This window comes from Brevibacillus centrosporus, assembly GCF_003710815.1.
GTDB lineage: Bacteria > Bacillota > Bacilli > Brevibacillales > Brevibacillaceae > Brevibacillus > Brevibacillus centrosporus.
The window spans coordinates 123,043-142,026 of the sequence record NZ_RHHP01000025.1 but is presented as its reverse complement, the minus strand read 5'-3'; the positions used below and the strand labels follow the sequence as shown (position 1 = coordinate 142,026).

At 49.6% G+C, this 18,984-nt stretch carries 15 protein-coding genes, 1 rRNA gene and 1 pseudogene; 12 read left to right on the top strand and 5 right to left on the bottom strand.

Annotation, left to right across the window (positions count from 1 at the left end; genetic code table 11):
* The 6 genes from EDM55_RS19885 to EDM55_RS19860 form a co-directional block, all read left to right on the top strand.
* Positions 1-85 (top strand): 23S ribosomal RNA (locus EDM55_RS19885); the annotation flags it as partial.
* Positions 86-383: 298 nt separating this feature from the next.
* The gene (locus EDM55_RS19880; RefSeq protein ID WP_122961167.1) at positions 384-1,835 is read left to right on the top strand and encodes a polysaccharide deacetylase family protein; all 1,452 of its coding nucleotides are present in this window, start codon (positions 384-386) and stop codon (positions 1,833-1,835) included.
* Between the two features lie 70 nt (positions 1,836-1,905).
* The gene (locus EDM55_RS19875) at positions 1,906-3,336 is read left to right on the top strand and encodes a polysaccharide deacetylase family protein (RefSeq protein ID WP_122961170.1); all 1,431 of its coding nucleotides are present in this window, start codon (positions 1,906-1,908) and stop codon (positions 3,334-3,336) included.
* Positions 3,337-3,499: 163 nt separating this feature from the next.
* A complete protein-coding gene (locus EDM55_RS19870; RefSeq protein ID WP_122961166.1) occupies positions 3,500-4,099 on the top strand; it encodes a flavin reductase family protein in 600 nt (199 codons plus the stop codon).
* Between the two features lie 153 nt (positions 4,100-4,252).
* Positions 4,253-4,816 (top strand): DNA-3-methyladenine glycosylase I, encoded by a 564-nt coding sequence (locus EDM55_RS19865; RefSeq protein ID WP_092273908.1) that lies wholly within the window; start codon positions 4,253-4,255, stop codon positions 4,814-4,816.
* A gap of 127 nt (positions 4,817-4,943) precedes the next feature.
* A complete protein-coding gene (locus EDM55_RS19860) occupies positions 4,944-6,629 on the top strand; it encodes a methyl-accepting chemotaxis protein (protein WP_122961165.1) in 1,686 nt (561 codons plus the stop codon).
* 89 nt (positions 6,630-6,718) lie between these two features.
* Here EDM55_RS19860 and EDM55_RS19855 read toward each other — a convergent pair whose 3' ends face one another.
* Together EDM55_RS19855 and EDM55_RS19850 are read right to left on the bottom strand one after the other, a co-directional pair.
* A complete protein-coding gene (locus EDM55_RS19855) occupies positions 6,719-8,047 on the bottom strand; it encodes an MFS transporter (protein WP_218033690.1) in 1,329 nt (442 codons plus the stop codon).
* Positions 8,048-8,383: 336 nt separating this feature from the next.
* On the bottom strand, positions 8,384-9,142 hold the full coding sequence (locus EDM55_RS19850; RefSeq protein ID WP_246070893.1) for an IclR family transcriptional regulator: 759 nt from the start codon (positions 9,140-9,142) through the stop codon (positions 8,384-8,386).
* A gap of 389 nt (positions 9,143-9,531) precedes the next feature.
* Here EDM55_RS19850 and EDM55_RS19845 point away from each other — a divergent pair, with 389 nt between their 5' ends.
* The 4 genes from EDM55_RS19845 to EDM55_RS19830 all read left to right on the top strand — a co-directional run bounded on the left by EDM55_RS19845 (position 9,532) and on the right by EDM55_RS19830 (position 15,157).
* Positions 9,532-10,872 carry a lyase family protein gene (locus tag EDM55_RS19845; protein WP_246070882.1) on the top strand — a complete coding sequence of 447 codons (1,341 nt, stop codon included), beginning with the start codon at positions 9,532-9,534 and terminating at the stop codon, positions 10,870-10,872.
* Positions 10,856-12,388 (top strand): aldehyde dehydrogenase family protein, encoded by a 1,533-nt coding sequence (locus EDM55_RS19840; protein ID WP_122961163.1) that lies wholly within the window; start codon positions 10,856-10,858, stop codon positions 12,386-12,388. The genes EDM55_RS19845 and EDM55_RS19840 overlap by 17 nt, the downstream gene beginning before the upstream one ends.
* A gap of 76 nt (positions 12,389-12,464) precedes the next feature.
* Positions 12,465-13,583 (top strand): Zn-dependent alcohol dehydrogenase, encoded by a 1,119-nt coding sequence (locus EDM55_RS19835; RefSeq protein WP_122961162.1) that lies wholly within the window; start codon positions 12,465-12,467, stop codon positions 13,581-13,583.
* Between the two features lie 149 nt (positions 13,584-13,732).
* Positions 13,733-15,157: an aspartate ammonia-lyase gene (locus EDM55_RS19830; protein ID WP_122961161.1), complete on the top strand. Its 1,425-nt coding sequence runs from the start codon at positions 13,733-13,735 to the stop codon at positions 15,155-15,157.
* 93 nt (positions 15,158-15,250) lie between these two features.
* Here EDM55_RS19830 and EDM55_RS31475 read toward each other — a convergent pair.
* From EDM55_RS31475 to EDM55_RS30375, 3 genes and pseudogenes are all read right to left on the bottom strand, one after another.
* Positions 15,251-15,313 (bottom strand): annotated as a pseudogene (locus EDM55_RS31475) (hypothetical protein); the annotation flags it as partial.
* 115 nt (positions 15,314-15,428) lie between these two features.
* Positions 15,429-15,902, bottom strand: a complete 474-nt coding sequence (locus EDM55_RS19820; protein ID WP_246070884.1) for a GNAT family N-acetyltransferase — start codon at positions 15,900-15,902, stop codon at positions 15,429-15,431.
* 34 nt (positions 15,903-15,936) lie between these two features.
* Positions 15,937-16,074, bottom strand: coding sequence for a hypothetical protein (locus tag EDM55_RS30375; protein ID WP_170184364.1), 138 nt, complete (start codon positions 16,072-16,074; stop codon positions 15,937-15,939).
* 325 nt (positions 16,075-16,399) lie between these two features.
* On the opposite strand from EDM55_RS30375, the gene EDM55_RS19815 reads away from it, so the two are divergent.
* Together EDM55_RS19815 and EDM55_RS19810 are read left to right on the top strand one after the other, a co-directional pair.
* Positions 16,400-17,947, top strand: a complete 1,548-nt coding sequence (locus tag EDM55_RS19815) for a sugar ABC transporter ATP-binding protein (protein WP_092273890.1) — start codon at positions 16,400-16,402, stop codon at positions 17,945-17,947.
* Positions 17,948-17,974: 27 nt separating this feature from the next.
* Entirely contained in the window at positions 17,975-18,982 is a 1,008-nt protein-coding gene (locus EDM55_RS19810; protein WP_170184365.1) for an ABC transporter permease, read from the top strand.
* Positions 18,983-18,984: the final 2 nt, after the last annotated feature.

The following is an 18,984-nucleotide window of genomic DNA, read 5'->3' as shown; positions in this document are numbered from 1 at the left end:
ACAGACGATGAGGTTGATAGGTTCGGTGTGGAAGCGTGGTAACACGTGGAGCTGACGAATACTAATCGGTCGAGGACTTATCCACACTCTTAGCAAACATGCAGATCCAGTTTTGAAGGTGCGACGGAAATGGACCAGATGAGTGTAATCATCTGGTTTTTTTATTGCGTTCATAGAAGTTGGAAATGGAAACCACTCTACCACAATTAATAAAAAGTGTATAATTTTAGAGTATAGGAAATCTATGACTGTTTATATGATCACACATCCTCTTCTTCCTTCCTGTTTTAATCAAACCCTTTCAAGCTGCAATCATCCGTAAGATCTTTCGAATCTTTTACAGTACGACATCTATTTTAAATTGATTAAGAAGGAGTAGAATCATGAAATTTTGGAAAGGACAAAGAAAAAGATTCTGGGGAAAAATGCTGGGTGTGACTGGAGCACTGGCCCTGCTTTTGAGCAGTTCCGTAATGGAGGCTACGGCATACGCCAATACACAACCAGCATCCTCCGTTGTTCGCTATACGGGAGAGCCAAGCAAAGCTGTTTCCATGGTTTATACGACTAAGCCTGAGCTCGCTTTGACTTTTAATGGATTAGGTGACGAGAAAAAACTGACGCAGCTTTTAAACGATCTGGATACATACAATATCAAGGCGACGTTTTTTCTGCCGGGAGCGCAAGTAGCCAAACAGCCGCAGTTAGCCAAGCAAATCCTGGCGAGAGGTCACGAGATTGAGAATAATGCGGTACATGGACATGATCTGGCGGATCTAAGCTACGAACAGATCTATCAGCAGATAAAGGAGAGCAAGGAGCTGATCCTCAAGCATACAGGTGTTACGCCGAAATATGCTCGGACATGGCTTGGTACGTACACGGACGATATTCGTCTGGCAGCGGCGCACAACGGTCAAGAAGCTGTCATCGGTTACAGTCTGTTCTTGCATAACTGGCACGATGAAACGGATGAGCAAAAGAACAAATACGTGCGCAAGTATATGAATCGTGGCGGAATTATTGCCTTGGATATCGATGAAAACATTCATTTGTCAGTATCCATTCCACTGATCGCCAAGGCTGCTGCCGAAGCAGGGTACCAGTTTGTGCCCCTCCAGACGCTTCTGGCTCTTGGTCAGGAGAAATTACCCTTGGAAAAGATCGAAGGCTACGATGCAGCCAAGATCAACCCCGACTACACCAATGCTATGGCCAAAGTGGTGAAAAGAGTGGAAACCGATGAGAAAAAGGTAGCCATTACGATCGATGATTGGGGTAGCGATGCGACAGTAACAAACATCCTCCGCATCCTAGAAAAGTACCAGGTCAAGTCCACCTTTTTTCTGCGGGCAGACGGCACAGCTAAAAATCCGAACCTGGCTCGAGCCATTCTAGAAGCAGGGCATGAAGTAGCGAATCACACATACTCCCATCCCAATAACACCCATATTACGCCGGAACAGCTTCAGCAGGAGATCGTCAAGGCACATCAGGTCATTACAGAAGCCATTCAGCAAAAGCCCACGATGTATTTCAGACCTCCGGCAGGAGCAGTCAACGATGACGTGGTCAAAGTCATTGCAGCGACGGGTTACGAGACCATTGCCTTATTCGATGTGATTCCCTCGGATCACGACAAGAGCAAGAGTGCGGATGACATTGTGAATGCCGTTCTCGAGAAAACAAAAAACGGGAGCATTGTTTTACTACACATGCTGGATGATATTCAAACTGTCGAAGCTCTACCGAGAATAATAGAAGGTTTGCAAGCAAAGGGATACTCGCTGGTAACCATGACGGAGCTGGTAGAGGAGTCCGAGCAAGGGAAATAAGAGAGACTATCTGTTGATGGATAGCAAAAAAGGGAGAAAAGGCATGACCAGAGGAAGAAGCGCCGGCTTCATGCTGCGTGTACGTGAAGGATTCGTGATGGGCATGGTGCTTATGCTCTTATCGGGTTGCTCCATGTTTGTAAACAAAGATGAATCGGTTGACAACTTGAAGGGGAAAACGGACGCAGAACAAAGCATTACCCGCTACACGGGAGAAAAAAGCAAAGCGATTTCTTACGTGTACACAGCTAGAAAAGAATTGGCTTTAACGTTTAATGGCATGGGCGATGAAAAAACCATGAAACGTTTGCTGGATCAGTTGGATGCAAGCCAGATCAAAGCGACCTTCTTTCTACCGGGCATGCGGGTCGCCGAAGAGCCGAAAATCGCAAAAGACATCTTGGCTCGTGGACATGAGATCGAAAACAATACGCTCAACCAACTAGACACGAGCAAGCTCAGCTACGAACAGATTTATCGCGAAATACAGCTGAGTAATGAAGTGATCAAAAGAGAGACAGGGATTGTTCCACGCTACGTTCGCACCAAGTCTGGAGATTTTACAGATGATGTCTGTTTGGCGGCTGCTCATTTGGGGATGGACGCCGTTGTCAGCTACAATATTAACCCGAAGGACCGAGATTTGAGCAGGGATGCTAAAACGATCGGCGATTACGTCACACGATACATATCAAGAGGTGGAATCATCTCGTTAAATACCGACATTAACCCGGAAGTGATTCCCGCGATTCCACTGCTTGCTCAAGCAGCCGAGGAGATTGGCTACAAGTTTACGACGCTTAGTGAATTAATCAAAAACGGCGGTGAACGAAAGCCGCTGGAAAATATCCCAGGCTACGATGCTGCCAAAGTGAACATGAACTATCAGAATGCCCAGTACAAGCTGGTCTATAAATCGGACACAAACAATAAGCAGGTCGCGCTTACCTTTGATGACTGGGGAAGCGATAAGACCGTTACGAAAATCCTGGATATTTTAGCAGAGCATGATGTAAAAGCGACCTTTTTCCTGAGGGCAAAAGGGGTAGAAAATAACCCGAATCTGGCACGAGCCATGGTCGAGGGCGGTCATGATGTCGCAAACCATTCCTACAGTCACCCGGTGGTAACGACGTTGAAGCCGGAGGACCTGCAAAAGGACATCGTGAAAGCCCATCAGGTCATTACGGAGTCGATCCAGCAGCAGCCTGTCATGCTGTTCAGACCGCCGACGGGTGTCGTGGACGATCAAACCGGGAAAGTGATTGCAGCGACTGGCTACAAAGTGATTGCGATGTATGATGTCACTACGCTCGATTGGGATTCCAAAAACAGTGCGAAGGATATTGTAAACGGTGTTCTTACCCAGACGCAAAATGGCAGTGTGATTCTGCTGCACATGCTCGATGATATCCATACGATTGAAGCTTTGCCAGTCGTGCTGGAGAGCTTGAAGAGCAAGGGCTACACATTTGTAAAAATGGCTGAGATGGTGAAATAGACAGAGGAGCTGCCGGAAGAATTCGGCAGCTTCTTCTCGTGTGGCAGCCGGACAAAATTAATTGCTTTGCGATCTTGCTGTCATACTCGGAAAGCCTATATCACGTAAAAGCTCTGTGCTACAGTTATGAAAATCTGGAATGCAGAGGAGACGTGGAAGGCCTATGCACATGGTAATTGAGCCAAAAACTTTATACTTTGGAAGCGCAGTTGTATTGATCACTACAAGGAATGAAACGGGTACAGCAAATGTAGCGCCGATGTCCTCGGCTTGGTGGCTAGGCCGATCGTGCATGCTCGGGATGAGCAGCCAGTCACAGACCGTGCAAAATTTGATGAGAGAAAAAGAATGTGTGCTCAATCTTCCGTCAGTAGATATGGTGCCGGCAATCGAAAGACTTACTTTGTTAACAGGAAGAAATCCGGTTCCGGAAAAGAAAGCTGCACGGGGATACCAATTCGAGGCAGATAAGCTCGGTGTCGCGGATCTATCTTCATTGCCGTCAGAGGTCGTGCAAGCGCCTAGAGTAAAGGAATGTCCCGTTCAAATGGAGGCTAGGCTGGTAAAGCTGCATCCGATGGAGGAGCCGAGCTCGCTGGTGGCCATGGAAGATGGTCACTCCAATTACATTGATCCGGCAAAATGGAAACCGCTGCTCATGAATTTCTGCCAGTACTTTGGCTTGGGAGAGCAGCTTTCGGACTCCAGATTAGCACCGGTTTTCGGTCCGCCTAAAAGGGCAGGGCAAAGTGAGACATGCTGATTGATTGAATAGAAAGCAACCCTGACCCGCGATGACTAGTAATCCCGTCAAAACGGGTTTTCTTTTTTCTAAGGAAAACTTGCAGAAGTGGTTATGTTTGTTTATCCTAACAATAAGAATATACGTTCGCAAGATTAAAGGGGGCAGCAAACGATGAACAGATGCGGCTGGGTAAACGAGGATCCTTTATATATCGACTACCATGATCACGAATGGGGCGTACCCGTTTATGACGACCGGCTCCTATTTGAGTATCTCAATCTCGAGGGAGCACAGGCAGGGCTAAGCTGGTATACGATCCTGAAAAAGAGGGAGAATTATCGGAAGGCATTTGATAACTTCGAGCCTGAAAAAATCATTCACTACGATGAGAACAAGATAGAAGAGCTGCTAAATAATGAAGGGATTGTGCGAAACAGATTGAAGGTCAGGGCTGTTGTGACCAACGCAAAGGCCTTTTTCCGCCTTGTAGAGGAATTCGGCTCCTTTCGAGAATATATCTGGTCTTTTGTAGGGGGAAAGCCGATTCAGAACCATTTTACAGCTATGTCTCAGGTACCAGCCACTACTGACGTGAGCGACAAACTGAGCAAGGATTTGAAGAAGCGAGGATTCACCTTCGTGGGTTCTACGATCTGCTATGCCTTTATGCAGGCAGTAGGCATGGTTAATGACCATATCACAGCTTGTGATTGCTATTCAAAAGTAAACAAGTGACATCTTTCAGACAAATATTGGTTACAAATCGTTTACAATTCTAGGCTGGCGATTGTTTTGATCCCCTCAAACGCATTACAATTTACGAATATGTACAGTTGCATCATGTTTGTTTGAGGAGGATACTGTGTCAATCGCCAAAAAAATTGTATGTGCATTCTCTCTAATTTTCGTCATGTTCGCAGCAGTTGGCAGCTATCAGTACGTAGTTTCCTTACAGCAAAGTGAGACCTCCGCCATTATTGAAGCCAAAACATTGCGCTCTGCACTTTTAGCAGAAGAAATGAAGATGTCGGTCATTTACGTGCAGCAATGGCTAACCGATATTAGCGCTACGCGGGGAGAAAATGGAATGGATGATGGCTTGGACAAAGCATCCAGGTACGCAGAACAATTCCAGAAGACAGCCGAGGAAATGAAGCAGGTCAATCCAGAGGATCAAGAGCGCCTGGAAAAAATAAAAAGCGCTTTTGATGACTACTATGCGATTGGGCAAAAAATGGCGCACGTCTTTATTGACCAGGGCTACGAGCAAGGAAAATTGTTGATGGATGACTTCGACCTTCAGGCTGAGAACATCAATGCCGAAGTAGATGCCTATCTGAAGGAAAAGGTACTTGAGATCACGACTTCCGTTGGATCTATCCAAGACTCCATCGAGCTTTCCAATCGATTGATGCTTATGTTTTTCCTGGTCGTTCTGGTGGTGAGCAGCGTTGTTGCGTATGTACTGAGCCGCTCCATCATCAAGCCGCTTCGCTTGTTGAACCAGAAGGCGTTAGTAATCGCAGATGGCAAGCTGGATCAGCCGGTAGTGATCCAATCCAGAGATGAAGTGGGTCAACTAGGGACTGCTTTTGAAAAAATGCGTACGAATCTGAATGTGCTCATTCAGGAAGTAAAGAAAACCGCTGACGAGGTGGCCGCTTCCTCAGAGGAACTGACTGTAGGTGCAGAGCGTACCGCTGAATCATCGCGGCAGATTGTCAGCTCAGTAAAGGAGATCGCTGATGGCGCAGAAAGGCAGCAGCACGGCTCGAACCAAAGTGCTCGCAGCATGGAAGAAGTCAATGCAGGGATTCATATGGTGGCTACGTCATCATCTGCGGTAGCGGAGCTGTCGCTTACGATGTCAGAGCTCGCCAAGCTGGGAGATGACACTGTCTCGCGAGTAGCTGCACAAATGGAGCAGATCAACAACCAGACGGAGCAGACAAACGAGATCATTCGAACACTGGATGCCCATTCTACCCAGATTGTGGATATTTTGCGGGTCATGGAAGCCATTACGGGACAGACGCAAATCCTCGCACTCAATGCAGCGATTGAAGCTGCACGGGCAGGAGAGCAAGGGAAGGGCTTTGCCATCGTAGCAGAGGAAGTCCGAAAGCTGGCAGGACAGTCCCAAGAGTCGGCGGCACGAATCGCCCACTTAATAGAAGAGATCCGTACCTATATGGCGACTGCCGTTTCAGCAATGAGTGAAAGCAGCAGGGAAACCGCGTCTGGCATGCAGGTAGCCAGTGAAGCGAGCGATATTTTTACAACCATCCGCAATAGCATCATCGAGGTAACGGATCAAGTGCAGGAAGTTTCCGCATCTGCGGAGCAAATGGCAGCCAATACGCAGCAAGTCAGTGAAGCGGTCATCCTTATGAAAGAGATCGCGAACCAGGCGCTGGCGTACGCAAAAACCACAGTCAACTCGGTAGATGAGCAGCTGCTATCGTGTGAGGATGTAGCCAGCTCTGCGGACAAGCTGAATCGGGAGGCACTCCGACTGCAAGCGCTGGTCAGCAAGTTTGACGTGTAAAGAACCCAAAAGAAAGAGCCACATCTTCCGTGAGTCAGGGGCAGGACCAGCCCTGTAACAGAAGATGTGGCTCTTTTTCATTCTCGCAGCTAAGCGGTTTTTTGCATGTCACTCGCTTCGCTGAGCGAGAGGTTTTTCGTTTCAGGAGCCCAGGCGATGGAGACCAGCGTACCGACCACCAAAACCCCCGTCAACGCGAGCATGGTCGGGTGAATCCCAAAACTGTCGATTCCGATCGGCAACAGGAAGGTACCGATGGCGGAACCAAATCGGCTGAAGGAAGTCGCGAGTCCTACGCCGCTGGAGCGAACTTCTGTAGGGAAGCTTTCGGCAGGAAATACTCCCACGAGGTTACTTACTGCCGACATGATCAAAGTAAAGATAGCAAAGACGAGAATCATCAGTGTGGTAGCGCCTTCAGGCAAGACTGTCAGCAGGAACAGGGTGACTGCCAGGATGATGAAAGAACTGATCAGGAAGCCGCGACGGGAATACTTAATCGTGCACCAAATGCCAAGAAGGGCACCAACGACCAGCAAACCGTTCAACAGCAAATCCGTACCGAAGTTTTCGCTGAGACCCATCGATTCCAAAATCGCAGGCAAGAACGTATAGATCGCAAAATAAGGGATGACCAAGCAAACAAAGAACAGGCAGTTGAACACAGTACGCTTGCGCATGTCCTTGCTGAACAGTTGGGCAAAGCTTCCCTGCGTTTTTTTGACAGGTGTTTCATCATCCAGCACGATGTTTGGTCCAAGATACTTTTTCACGATGTTGCGTGCTTCATCAATGCGTCCTTTGTTAATCAGCCAGCGTGGAGATTCCGGTGTACCCATACGCAGTAGCAGAATAACGACAGCAGGAATGGCGGAAGAAGCGAGCATATAGCGCCACGCATCAGGTCCAATGCTGAGCAGATAAGTACCGATCAAGGTCGATGCTACATACCCAAATGTCCAAATCACGCTAAAGGAACCGAGTAGAACGCCGCGGTGCTTTTTAGGGGAAAATTCAGCCAGCATGGTATGTCCAACACTATAGTCGCCACCCATACCGATCCCGATCAAGATGCGCAAGAGTAATAGCTGTGCCGGAGTATCGGCAAAAAATTGCAGGAAAGAAGCTAACGTAATCAAGATAAAGCTGAAAACGAAGATCTTTTGCCGTCCAATAAAGTCGGAAATATAGCCGAGAATGAGACTGCCAAGGAAGAGACCGATCAAGGCAGAACTGCCGATCAGGCCAGTCCAGAGAGGGTCGAGATTCATTTGAGGCTTGATGAGAGTGAAAGCGATTCCAATAATACCTAAAACATAACCGTCAGTGAAGTGGGCACCGAACGTAAGCGCTGCCATCTTGATGTGAAACTTGCTCAGTGGAGCGTCGTCCATTTTAATCATTTGGCTACTGTTCACATGAATTCCCCCTTGTAAAAAGACTGTAAAGCTACGGTTCGCCTAAGTAGGGGTTGGGCGAAGAGTACATCGAAATGATGAGTGGAAGCAAAAAGGAATGTTCATAATGTGAACTGTTTATTCGCGATGTGAAACTAAGGTGATTATATGTGCTCATGTCGAGAATTGTCAATCATTTTTCAAAGGTTTGTTTTCCTCGGCCAAAATGAGGGGAAATCCACATCTCTTTTAGGATGTTCAAGAATGGAGGAATCATGAAAAATAGGAAAAGCCTGACGCGTTAGGGCGCATCAGGCTTCCGTGGCGGCCATTAGCAGGGCCGTTTTTTTGTGGAGCTTACTGCAAATGCTCGGCAATATCGCGAGCAGCTGCGAACAAATACTTCGTACAGGCCAAGACTTTTTCTTCCGTAAATCGAAAATTCGGTCCGCACACGCTGATAAAGGCCACGAGAACATGGCGTTTGTCGTAGATCGGGGCAGAAATGCCGTTTTCATTTACATCCAGCTCACCAATCACGGTAGCATACCCAAGTTTTTTGACCCTTTCGATCTCTTCTCGCAGAAGCTTAGGGTCCGTGATGGTATCAGGAGTCATACTTTCTAATGGCTGCTCGAGGAAAAAGTTGAGCTCATCTTCAGAAAAGGTACTAAGAAGGACTTTGCCGTTCGATGTACAGTGCAGCGGCAAAAAGGCGTTCACATAGTGAGCAACGCGTACACTGTTGGCCGGATCGATTTGGTCGATCGTAAGGGTACCGAGGTGCTTGGGGACGCTGAGCAGGACAGTCTCCTGTGTTTCTTCGCGCAGCTGCTCCATGCTTTTTCGGGCCCGGCGGATGAGTGAGCCGTATTGCGGGGCCTGGGCAGCAAGGCGGTTGGCAGCATAGCCGAGCAAGTAACCCTTCGTCAGAGGGTCACGTTCAATAAAACCATGATTTTCAAGTGTTCCAATCAGTCGCCACACAGTCGTGCGATTCATTCCTGACTTTTCAGCCAAATCTACGATGGAAATAGGATCATTGCTTTCTCCTACTAACTGGAGAAGCTGCAGAGCTCGATCGACTGCTTGAACAGATGAGTTTTCCTGTTTCATGCGCACGTTAACACTCCATTATTTTTTTCCAATGTAGATCATTATAGCGTAGATTTTTGCTTGAAAGCTATTCGTTTATACATCTAAGTGCTAGAAGGGCGGGAAAACGAGCGGTGGAGCACTCCCTTCCAGAAAAAAATGTTTGTTTGACAATTCCGAGGAGAGCGAATTATAATCTGGTCAGGTTCATATAATGAACTTGTTGTTCGCATTGTGAATTTAGATCAAAACTGTGGCATCTGCAGATAGCTGCCTATTCGCCTTTACGGAGGCACGAGCTAGTGTAGGGCTGGCTGGTAGGAGGTTGCTTTGTCTGCAGATGATCGACAGTCTCCATGTTCAGTAGGGGGGCAACCAGACTGTACCCCTTTTGGAGGAGATGGTTGAAGATGAGAAAAGAACAGGACTCGTTTGGCACATTGGAAATACCGCAGGATGCACTTTACGGCATCCAGACCGTGAGAGCGTTGCAAAATCTATCGTTCTCCGGCAAAAGCCTGCGTCAGTATCCCGCGTATATTGCGTCACTGGCGATGGTCAAAAAGGCGGCAGCACGGGCGAACGAGAGAGCAGAAGTGATCGAGACATCCGTTCGTCAAGCGATTGAACAGGCTTGTGACGAGCTGATCGCAGGCAAGCATCTCGAACATTTTCCTGTCGATATCCTGCATGGCGGCGGTGGTATCGGAACGAACATGAACGTCAACGAAGTCATTTCCAACCTGGCTAATGAGCAAGCGGGAATGCCGCGTGGGACCTATGCTCCTGTGCATCCGGTCGATCACGTGAATGCCTCCCAATCGACCTCAGATGCTTGTCATACGGCGATACGCATGGCGATTGTACAGGAGTATGCAGGACTGGATGACCTGCTAGCCCGGATGCAGGAGACTTGGGAAAAGCTGGTGCAGCGCTTGATGCCGATCACCACGATTGCACGAACCTGCCTGCAGGATGGCATGCGCGTACAACTAGGTGAAACGTTCAGTGGCTACGCGGCGGTATGGAAGAGACGACATCGCTCCTTGAAACAAGCAGTCCAAGAGCTTCTCGCGGTGAATCTGGGGGGAACGGTGATTGGTTCTGGCATCGGTGCTCCTAGTGCCTATCGTGAAGCGGTTCTCGCTGAGCTGTGTCACCTATATGGCATGCGGCTACAGCATCGGGAAAACTTGTTTGATGCGGCACAAAATTTGGATGATCTGGCGCAGGTTTCGGCTCAGCTTTCCTTGCTCTCTACTTGCTTGCTTAAAATCGCGAAAGATTTACGTTTGCTTTCCTCAGGTCCGGAAGCAGGCTTTGCTGAAATTTCGCTTCCAGCCGTACAGGCGGGGTCTTCATTTTTCCCCGGAAAAATCAATCCGGTCGTGCCTGAGAGTTTGATCCAAAGCTGTTTTCAGGTTTTGGGGTGTGACCGGGTTGTCCAGGCGACGCTGGAGCATGGGGAGCTCGATTTGAACGTGTTTGAAGGCGCAGCAGGAGCCAATATTTTGGATGCGCTTTACATGCTGAAAAACGCGCTTGTCCTGTTCCACGAGAAATGCCTCGCAGGTATCGAAGCCAACGAAGAGAGATGCGAGGAATTAGCCAATACCTTCATTCCGCTTGTCGTGGATTTGAAGGAGAAGCATGGCTACAGCTTTGTTTCCAAACTGATCAAGGAAAAAGGACGGGAAGGGGTCAAAAGCTTTTCCCGAGATGGAGGTCTTAACGATGAATCAAACAAATGATCGAGCAATTTTTGAAGGAATTGACCAGCCAAAGCTGGAGTGGGCGAAAGAATGGCTGCTGTCCACGAAAAAGCTCTACATCAACGGACAATGGGTCGATAGCGCAGGCGATGAAATCATCACTTCTACCAACCCGGCGAATGGCCTGATTAACGGTTCGTTTCAGGTTGCAGCTCCAGAGGACGTAGATCGTGCAGTAGCAGCGGCTCGTGCGGCTTTTGACGATGAAAACGGAGCATGGCGTCAAGTGACACGCAAGGAGCGTGCAAAAATTCTGCGGAAGATCAGCGCTCTTTTACTGGAGCATCAGGCAGAAATCGCTACGCTGGAGACATTGGACAACGGAAAGCTGTACACCGAGTCCTACAAGGATGACGTGCAGGAAGCCTCCGATGTATTTGAATACTACGCTGGCTGGACGGACAAGTACTACGGGGAAAACAATCCGGTTGAGGGCAACTTCCTGAGCGTAACCACGCGTGACCCGATCGGGGTATGTGCTCAGATCGTTCCTTTCAACTTCCCGATCGACATGGCGGCATGGAAGCTCGCTCCAGCACTCGCGATGGGAAATACCATCATCCTGAAGCCGTCCGAGGAAACGTCATTCTCGGCCATCCGCTTGTTTGAAATCATTCATGAAGCAAATATCCTGCCTCCAGGCGTAATCAACCTCGTTCTGGGTGCGGGCAGCGTCGGTTCCCACATGAGCCGCCATATGAACGTAGACAAAGTGACTTTTACAGGGAGCACGGCGGTCGGAAAACAACTGGTGCGTGACTCCGCGGACTCCAATCTGAAGCCGGTATCACTCGAGCTTGGCGGAAAGTCTCCGAACATCCTATTCAGCGATGCACCGAACCTGGACGCTGCCATTGAACGTTCTTTTTACGCACTGTTCACGCATAAAGCGGAGAAATGCTCCTCCCCAACCCGCTTGTTCGTCCAGCGCGACATCTATGACCAAGTAGTTAATCGTTTAGCTGAAATGGCGAACAGCTACAAGCTGGGTGATCCTTTTGATCCAACAACGGATCAAGGAGCACAAGTCTCCAAAAAACAAATGGAACGCATCCTCGGCTACATCGAGAGCGGAAAAGAGCAAGGCGCACGTGTGGCGGCAGGTGGCGAACGCGATCTGACAGGCGCCAACGCGAACGGCTACTTCATCCGTCCCACCATTTTTGCGGATGTTCACAGCAAAATGAAGATTGCCCAAGAAGAAATTTTTGGACCCGTTCTTTGCGTCATTCCGTTTGATTCCGAAGAAGAAGTGGTTGAGATGGCGAACGACACGATATACGGATTGGCTGCAGGTCTGTGGACAGGTGATATGTCCCGCGCACATCGCGTGGCGAACAAGCTGCAAGCCGGTCAAGTCTTCGTCAATCGCTACGGCTGCTATGATGTAGCAAGTCCATTCGGTGGCTGGAAGCAAAGCGGCTGGGGCAAAGAGTTTGCGATCCACTCCCTGGCTTCCTATACAAAAGCGAAAGCAATCTGGTTTGCCTACTAAAATTTTTTTCATAGAGGCAAGATGATCCACCCGTGCAACGCTACTACGAGAACAGTCCGCGAAAGAGGGAATAGACATGAAAATGAAAGCAGCTGTGATGACAGGAGTCGGACAACCGCTTGCGATTCAAGAAGTAACACTCGATGCACCAAAGGCAAATGAAGTATTGGTACGTGTGGCAGCAACAGGTGTATGCCACAGCGATCTGAATGCACTGGATGATGAGACTACTCCGTTCCCAACGATCCTGGGGCATGAAGGGGCAGGGGTTGTGGAAGCGGTAGGCCCGAATGTAACCAAGGTGAAGCCTGGGGACAAAGTAGCGCTGAGCTGGGTCCCTTACTGCGGTACGTGCGAATTTTGCGTGACAGGAGCGGTTCATCTTTGCGAAACCGCTTTTGGACCTATGTTTGAGGGAACCTTGCTGGATGGAACGACCCGCCTGAGCAAAGACGGCGAAAAGATTTACCACAATTCCTTGCTGTCTACCTTTGCAGAATATACTGTTGTTCCCGAAATGTCCTGCGTGAAGCTGCCGGATGAAATGCCGCTCGCACAAGCATCCTTGATCGGTTGCGGCGTAGCGACAGGATATGGCGCAGCCGTGCACGCGGCAGGTGTTACACCGGGCAGCACCGTGGCAGTTTTCGGAATCGGCGGCGTGGGTGTCAATGCTATTCAGGGAGCGCGTATCGCAGGTGCCTCTAAAATCATTGCATGCGACATGAAGCCGGCAAATCTGGAGATCGCCAAGAAGTTTGGCGCGACGCACACGATTAACGTAGGGGAAGAAAACGCAGAAGAGCGTTTGAAAGAGTTGACAGATGGCTTCGGTGTCCACTTTGCGATCGATTGCACAGGAAACACGAATGCGACGCAAAGCGCTTGGAAAGGGACACGCAAAGGCGGTACGGTTGTCGTCATCGGCGCCTTCCATCCAGCAAAAGAAATCACGCTGCCAGCTGGCGGTTTCCATCGTGTCGGCAAAGTGCTGAAAGGCAGCTTCTACGGAAACACCCAGCCATTCCGCGACTTCCCGGCCATCGCGAAGCTGTATTTGGACGGCAAGTTCAATCTCGACGATCTGGTATTGGGCCGCATCCAGCTGGACGAGATCAACAAAGCGTTTGATTCCTTCCATGACGCGTGCTGCATCAACGTAGGGAGAACCGTCATCGAGTTCCCAGAAAAATAAACGAACGAAAAGCTCCTCCTGCTCCCCGCTTAACGGGTGGGGCAGGAGGTTTTTTGTACGATCCGGTAGGGGAGAGACCGACCTGTACCTTTGGGTGCGAAGGCTTTGCGAGCCAAGGCTTCTACTAAGAAGAGAAGAGGAGAGAGGACATGATGAGAACGGAGCATGATGGATTGGGTGAGATGCAAGTACCAGACGAGCTCTATTACGGAATTCAAACGATGCGCAGTTTACAGCTATCCCCTGTATCACATCGGACGATTGGCGCGGATGCGTTCACGCTCGTGAAATACCTCGCGGCGATTAAAAAGGCAGCAGCACGGGCAAACTGCCAGATCGAGTCGATGGATGAGCGGGTCAGTGGAGCGATTTGTCAGGCAGCAGGGGAAGTCATGCAAGGAAAATGGACGTCCTTCTTCGTCGTGGACATGTTTCAAGGCGGGGGCGGAATCGCGACGCATATGAATGTAAACGAAGTGATTGCCAACCGGGCCAATGAGCTTCTGACTGGAGAAAAGGGCTACTCGATGGTGCATCCCAATACGCATGTAAACATGGGGCAATCCACCAACGACGTGCTACCCAGCGCCATGAAGCTTTCGCTGTATGAGAAAGCAGAGACATTGATCGCACAGGTGGAAAGCTTGCGCGAGGCATGGCTGACAAAGGCAGAGGAATGCGCAGATGTGGTCAAGCTGGGGAGAACCTGCTTGCAGGATGCGCTGCCGGTGACGCTGGGGCAGGAGTTTGGTGGATACGCCTCGATGCTGGATCGGCAAATCAGGTATCTGCGCGAGGTGCAAACGGAATGTCTGCAGCTTCCGCTCGGTGCGACAGCAGTGGGGACAGGAGTAGGGCTCTTGCCGGGATTTTTGCCTGCATGCTATCGTCATTTGCAGGAGATCACGGGCTGGGAGCTGCACTCTGAAGATAATCTTTTTGACGGATTGCAGTATGCGGATGTCTATCTGAGGATGTCTGCAGTTCTGAAAAGCTTGGCGACCGGGATTTCAAAAATGTCGCGTGACTTGCGAATCATGTCTTCGGGTCCAAACGGTGGGCTGAACGAAATCGAGCTGCCGTCTGCACAACCAGGCTCCTCAATCATGCCCGGAAAAGTCAATCCCATCCTGCCGGAGCTGATGATTCAAGTCAGCTATCAGGTATGTGGAAACGATTTTGCTGTGACCATGGCAGCAGAAGGCGGCGAGCTCGATCTCAACGTGTGGGAGTCGCTCATTGTCAAATGTCTGTTCGAATCGTTTACACTTCTTACGGAGTCGATCCCGCTGTTTGCCAATAAATGCGTGAGCGGTATCCGCGCCAACCGGGATGTATGCCGCTCCTACGCTGAAACGTCCACAGCCGTCGCCGCCGTTATTGCTACGATCTTTGGCTACGAGACCGGAAGCGACGTAGCCAAACAAGCGATTCGCGAGCAGAAGACGGTAAAGCAGGTCGTCGTAGAAAGGGGACTGCTCACCGCGCAGGAAGCAGAGTGGCTGCTGGATCCGGTAAATTTGACGGATCCCAAGCGGTTGGACGATGTGCTGGTGAGAATCAGGCAGAAGTGAAGAAGGAAGAAGGGGGGCTGTCTTGGCAGGGCAGCTTCTTTTTTTACATCGCCAATGACAATAAAGAAAGCTCAGCTCGGGAAGAGATAAGCTTTACCTTTTCTTGGGATCGGGTGGCAAAGGAATGCTTTGCGGAAAGCGGAACAGGTTGGTTGGATCATAGTCTTTTTTGACGGGCTGAAGCCGCTATCAGCGGGAGTCACGATGCGCCCGGTCAGTTGTGTTTTCTCCAAAATGCACGCCTCTTTCGCAGTTGAGCTTGGGTGACTACCTAGATCTCCTTCACAAACAAAACCCGATCATTCCCGCTGCCATCGTAGTGGGAAGTGACGGAGATTCCCTCGACGGTTTTATCTCCTTGTTTAATGGCAAATCCCATGCTCGTATGAAAAGCGATAGAGGTTTTATTGACAGGAGAAGTAATGCAGCGCACGGTATGGCAGCCTTTTTCTTTCACCGTTTCAAAAAAGTGCTGATAAAGCTTTTTGCCGAGCCCGTCTTTTCGTTTCTCCGGATGCACCCCAACAAAATGAATGTAGGCTTCGCCTGGAGAGGCTTGAGACAAAAAGCCGATCAGAAATGCTGCCATTTCTCCGTTTTCTTCTACAATAAAGCTTGTCGGCTGAAAATGCTCAAAAAACAACCGTGGCAGCAAATGAGCCATCTGTCGGCCACCCCACCAATCATTCACGACGGCGGTTACGCTCCTGTAATCCTGCACGTGAACATTACGAATTTGCAACATACAGACCTCCCATTCATAGGGTGACTCCCTGTTCCTATTCCTTTTTCTCTATCATTTGGGAAAGCAATTCTTCTATTCTCTGTAAATGCTGATTGGTTTTCTTTAGTAGATAATAGATGTTAATGACGGAGACGATGACAATAATCGCAAAAAATGCGAAGTTGATATCCATGAATCACTCACCACAATTTTTATTATTTGGAAAAATATTGACCCTATGAGGATTATACCACGGACAGAGAGGGCCATACGCATAGAATAGCTACACAATGAAAAAGAATTCAAGAGTCATGACGAAGAGGAGAGCATCGATGTCCGATTTTGCGCATGTTCAGAGGAAACAAAGAATAATAAAAAAATACAGAATTAATCATATGCAAACAAAAACCAAAGCTGTATAATCAAAGATATAAAAACAAACAGGTGCAAACAAAACAGTCATGTCCGTTTTGTTCGACCGCAGAGGGCTCGTTTCCAACAGGAATAGGAGGACGTTTATGTCAGATTACGTTCTTGAATTGAGAGGAATCACGAAAACGTTTCCAGGCGTAAAGGCACTGGATCAAGTGCATTTTCAGCTAAAGCCAGGTGAAATCCACGCGCTCATGGGTGAGAACGGAGCTGGCAAATCCACGTTCATCAAGATCATTACGGGTGTACATTTCCCGGACGAAGGCGAAATCTTTGTAAACGGGCAGAAAACGGAAATCAAAAATCCAAAGGACGCCCAACGATTGGGAATTGCCGCGATTTATCAGCATGTGACTTGTTTTCCAGACCTGAGCGTTACGGAAAACATCTTTATGGGACATGAGAAGATCACCAAACGCACAAAGCGGATCCTATGGGGCGACATGCACGCAGAAGCGAAAAAGCTGCTGCAGGAGCTGGGGGCAAGCTTTGATCCGAGAACGAAGATGGGGGCGCTCAGTGTTGCCCAGCAACAAATCGTCGAAATTGCGAAAGCGCTTTCAACGGATGCGCGCATCATCATCATGGATGAGCCGACAGCAGCGCTTACGGCAAGAGAGAGCGAGGAGCTGTACAAGATCGCGGAAAAGCTGCGCGATAATGGGGCATCGATCATCTTTATTTCGCACCGCTTTGAAGACATGTACCGATTGGCGAGCAAAGTGACTGTGTTTCGCGACGCCAAATATATCGGCTCCTGGGGCATTTCCGACATTTCAAACGAGGACCTGATCGTAGCTATGGTCGGACGGGAAATTACACAGCTGTTCCCCAAAAAGGCAGCAAAGGCCGGGGAAGAATTGCTCCGCGTAGAAGGTCTTGGCAAAACAGGCTTTTTTGCAGACGTATCCTTTTCGGTGCATCGAGGCGAAATTGTCGGCTTGACCGGGTTGGTAGGGGCAGGGAGAACCGAGGTGTGCCAAGCCGTCTTTGGAATTACCTCGTTCGATACGGGCCAGGTGTACTTAAAAGGCAAAGCGATTAAAGTCAAAAACCCGCTGCAAGCGATGGAGCTCGGGATCGGGTACTTGCCCGAGGACAGGCAAAAGCAAGGACTGGTCCTGGAGTGGGGAATCGAGCGCAACATTACCCTGCCGGCACTCGGCAAGCTGTCGCGCAAGGGCTGGATTCAGGAGAAAAGGGAAGCGGAGCTGGCACACGCTCTCGCGGAAAAAGTCCAGGTAAAAGCCCGCAGCATCTTTGATCTCGCCAGCTCCCTATCCGGTGGGAACCAGCAAAAGGTCGTCGTCGCCAAGCTGTTGACCGCCGATCTGGATATCATCATTCTGGATGAGCCTACGAAGGGTGTAGACGTCGGGGCGAAGTCTGCGATCTATGAAATCATTAGTGACCTAGCTTCACAGGGGTATGGCGTCATTATGATTTCATCGGAGATGCCTGAGGTGATCGGCATGAGCGATCGTGTCGTCGTTATGCGAGAAGGCAGAGTGACAGCCAGCTTGGACGGTGCAACAGTGACACAGGAGGCCATCCTGGAGGCAGCCATGGTAAACAGCGCCATTCCAGAAGCGGCGACGGCACACAGCAGTGCGTCAGAGACGCTCAGCACGTAAGGGACAAGGAAAAAGGTGGTGAAAGAAGTGCCAGAATATTCGCTGCAAAAGACTTCCGCAGGTGCCAGCATCGCCAAGTTTCGGGAGCTGGGCTTGCTCGTATTCATTTTGCTTTTGTGCGTAGGGGTACAGCTGCGCAACCCCAGCTTTTTGACGCTGGAAAATATTAACGACATGGTCACGAATACGGCCATTCTGAGCATTTTGGCAGTCGGCATGATGCTGGTCATCGTGACGAGAGGGATTGACCTGTCGATCGGGGCGACGCTCGCTTTGTCCGGGATGATTTCTGCCATGACCGTAAGCGCTTACCCGGATACGCATCCTTTGCTCGCCATTTTGCTCGGGACAGCAGTCGGTATCGTCAGCGGGATGATCATCGGCCTTCTCGTCTCCAAGGCAGGTATACTTCCCATCATCGCCACTCTCGGTATGATGAACGCATTTCGCGGCATGACGTTCATGGTCAGCGGCGGCAAATGGGTCAGCGCGCACCAGATGCCGGATTCCTTCAAAGCGATTGCGACCAGCTCCATTTTCGGGCTCAATACCCTCATCGTGATCGCGATCGTCATTTACCTCATCTTTTTCTACTTCATTACATACACCAGGACAGGCAGACAGATTTACGCAGTGGGCAGCAACCCGGATTCCGCGAAAATCAGTGGGATCAGCAACGATAAAATTTTGTGGCTCGTGTACACGATCATGGGTGGATTGTCTGGACTCGCGGGTGTTTTGTGGGTATCCAAATTTGCTTCCGCACAAGGTGACACAGCTTCGGGCTACGAGCTGAGCGTCATTGCGGCATGTGTGCTCGGGGGAGTCAGCATCGCAGGGGGCTCCGGAAAAATCTCGGGCATCATTTTGGGCTCGATTCTACTGGGGATTTTGAACAACGCCTTGCCGCTGATCAACGTCTCGCCATTCTGGCAAATGGGCATTCAGGGCTCGATTATCCTCATCGCAGTCGTTATCAATGCACTGGTCAAACGAGGCGTCGATAAGAGCAACCTGATGAGGAGGAGAATTTAGTG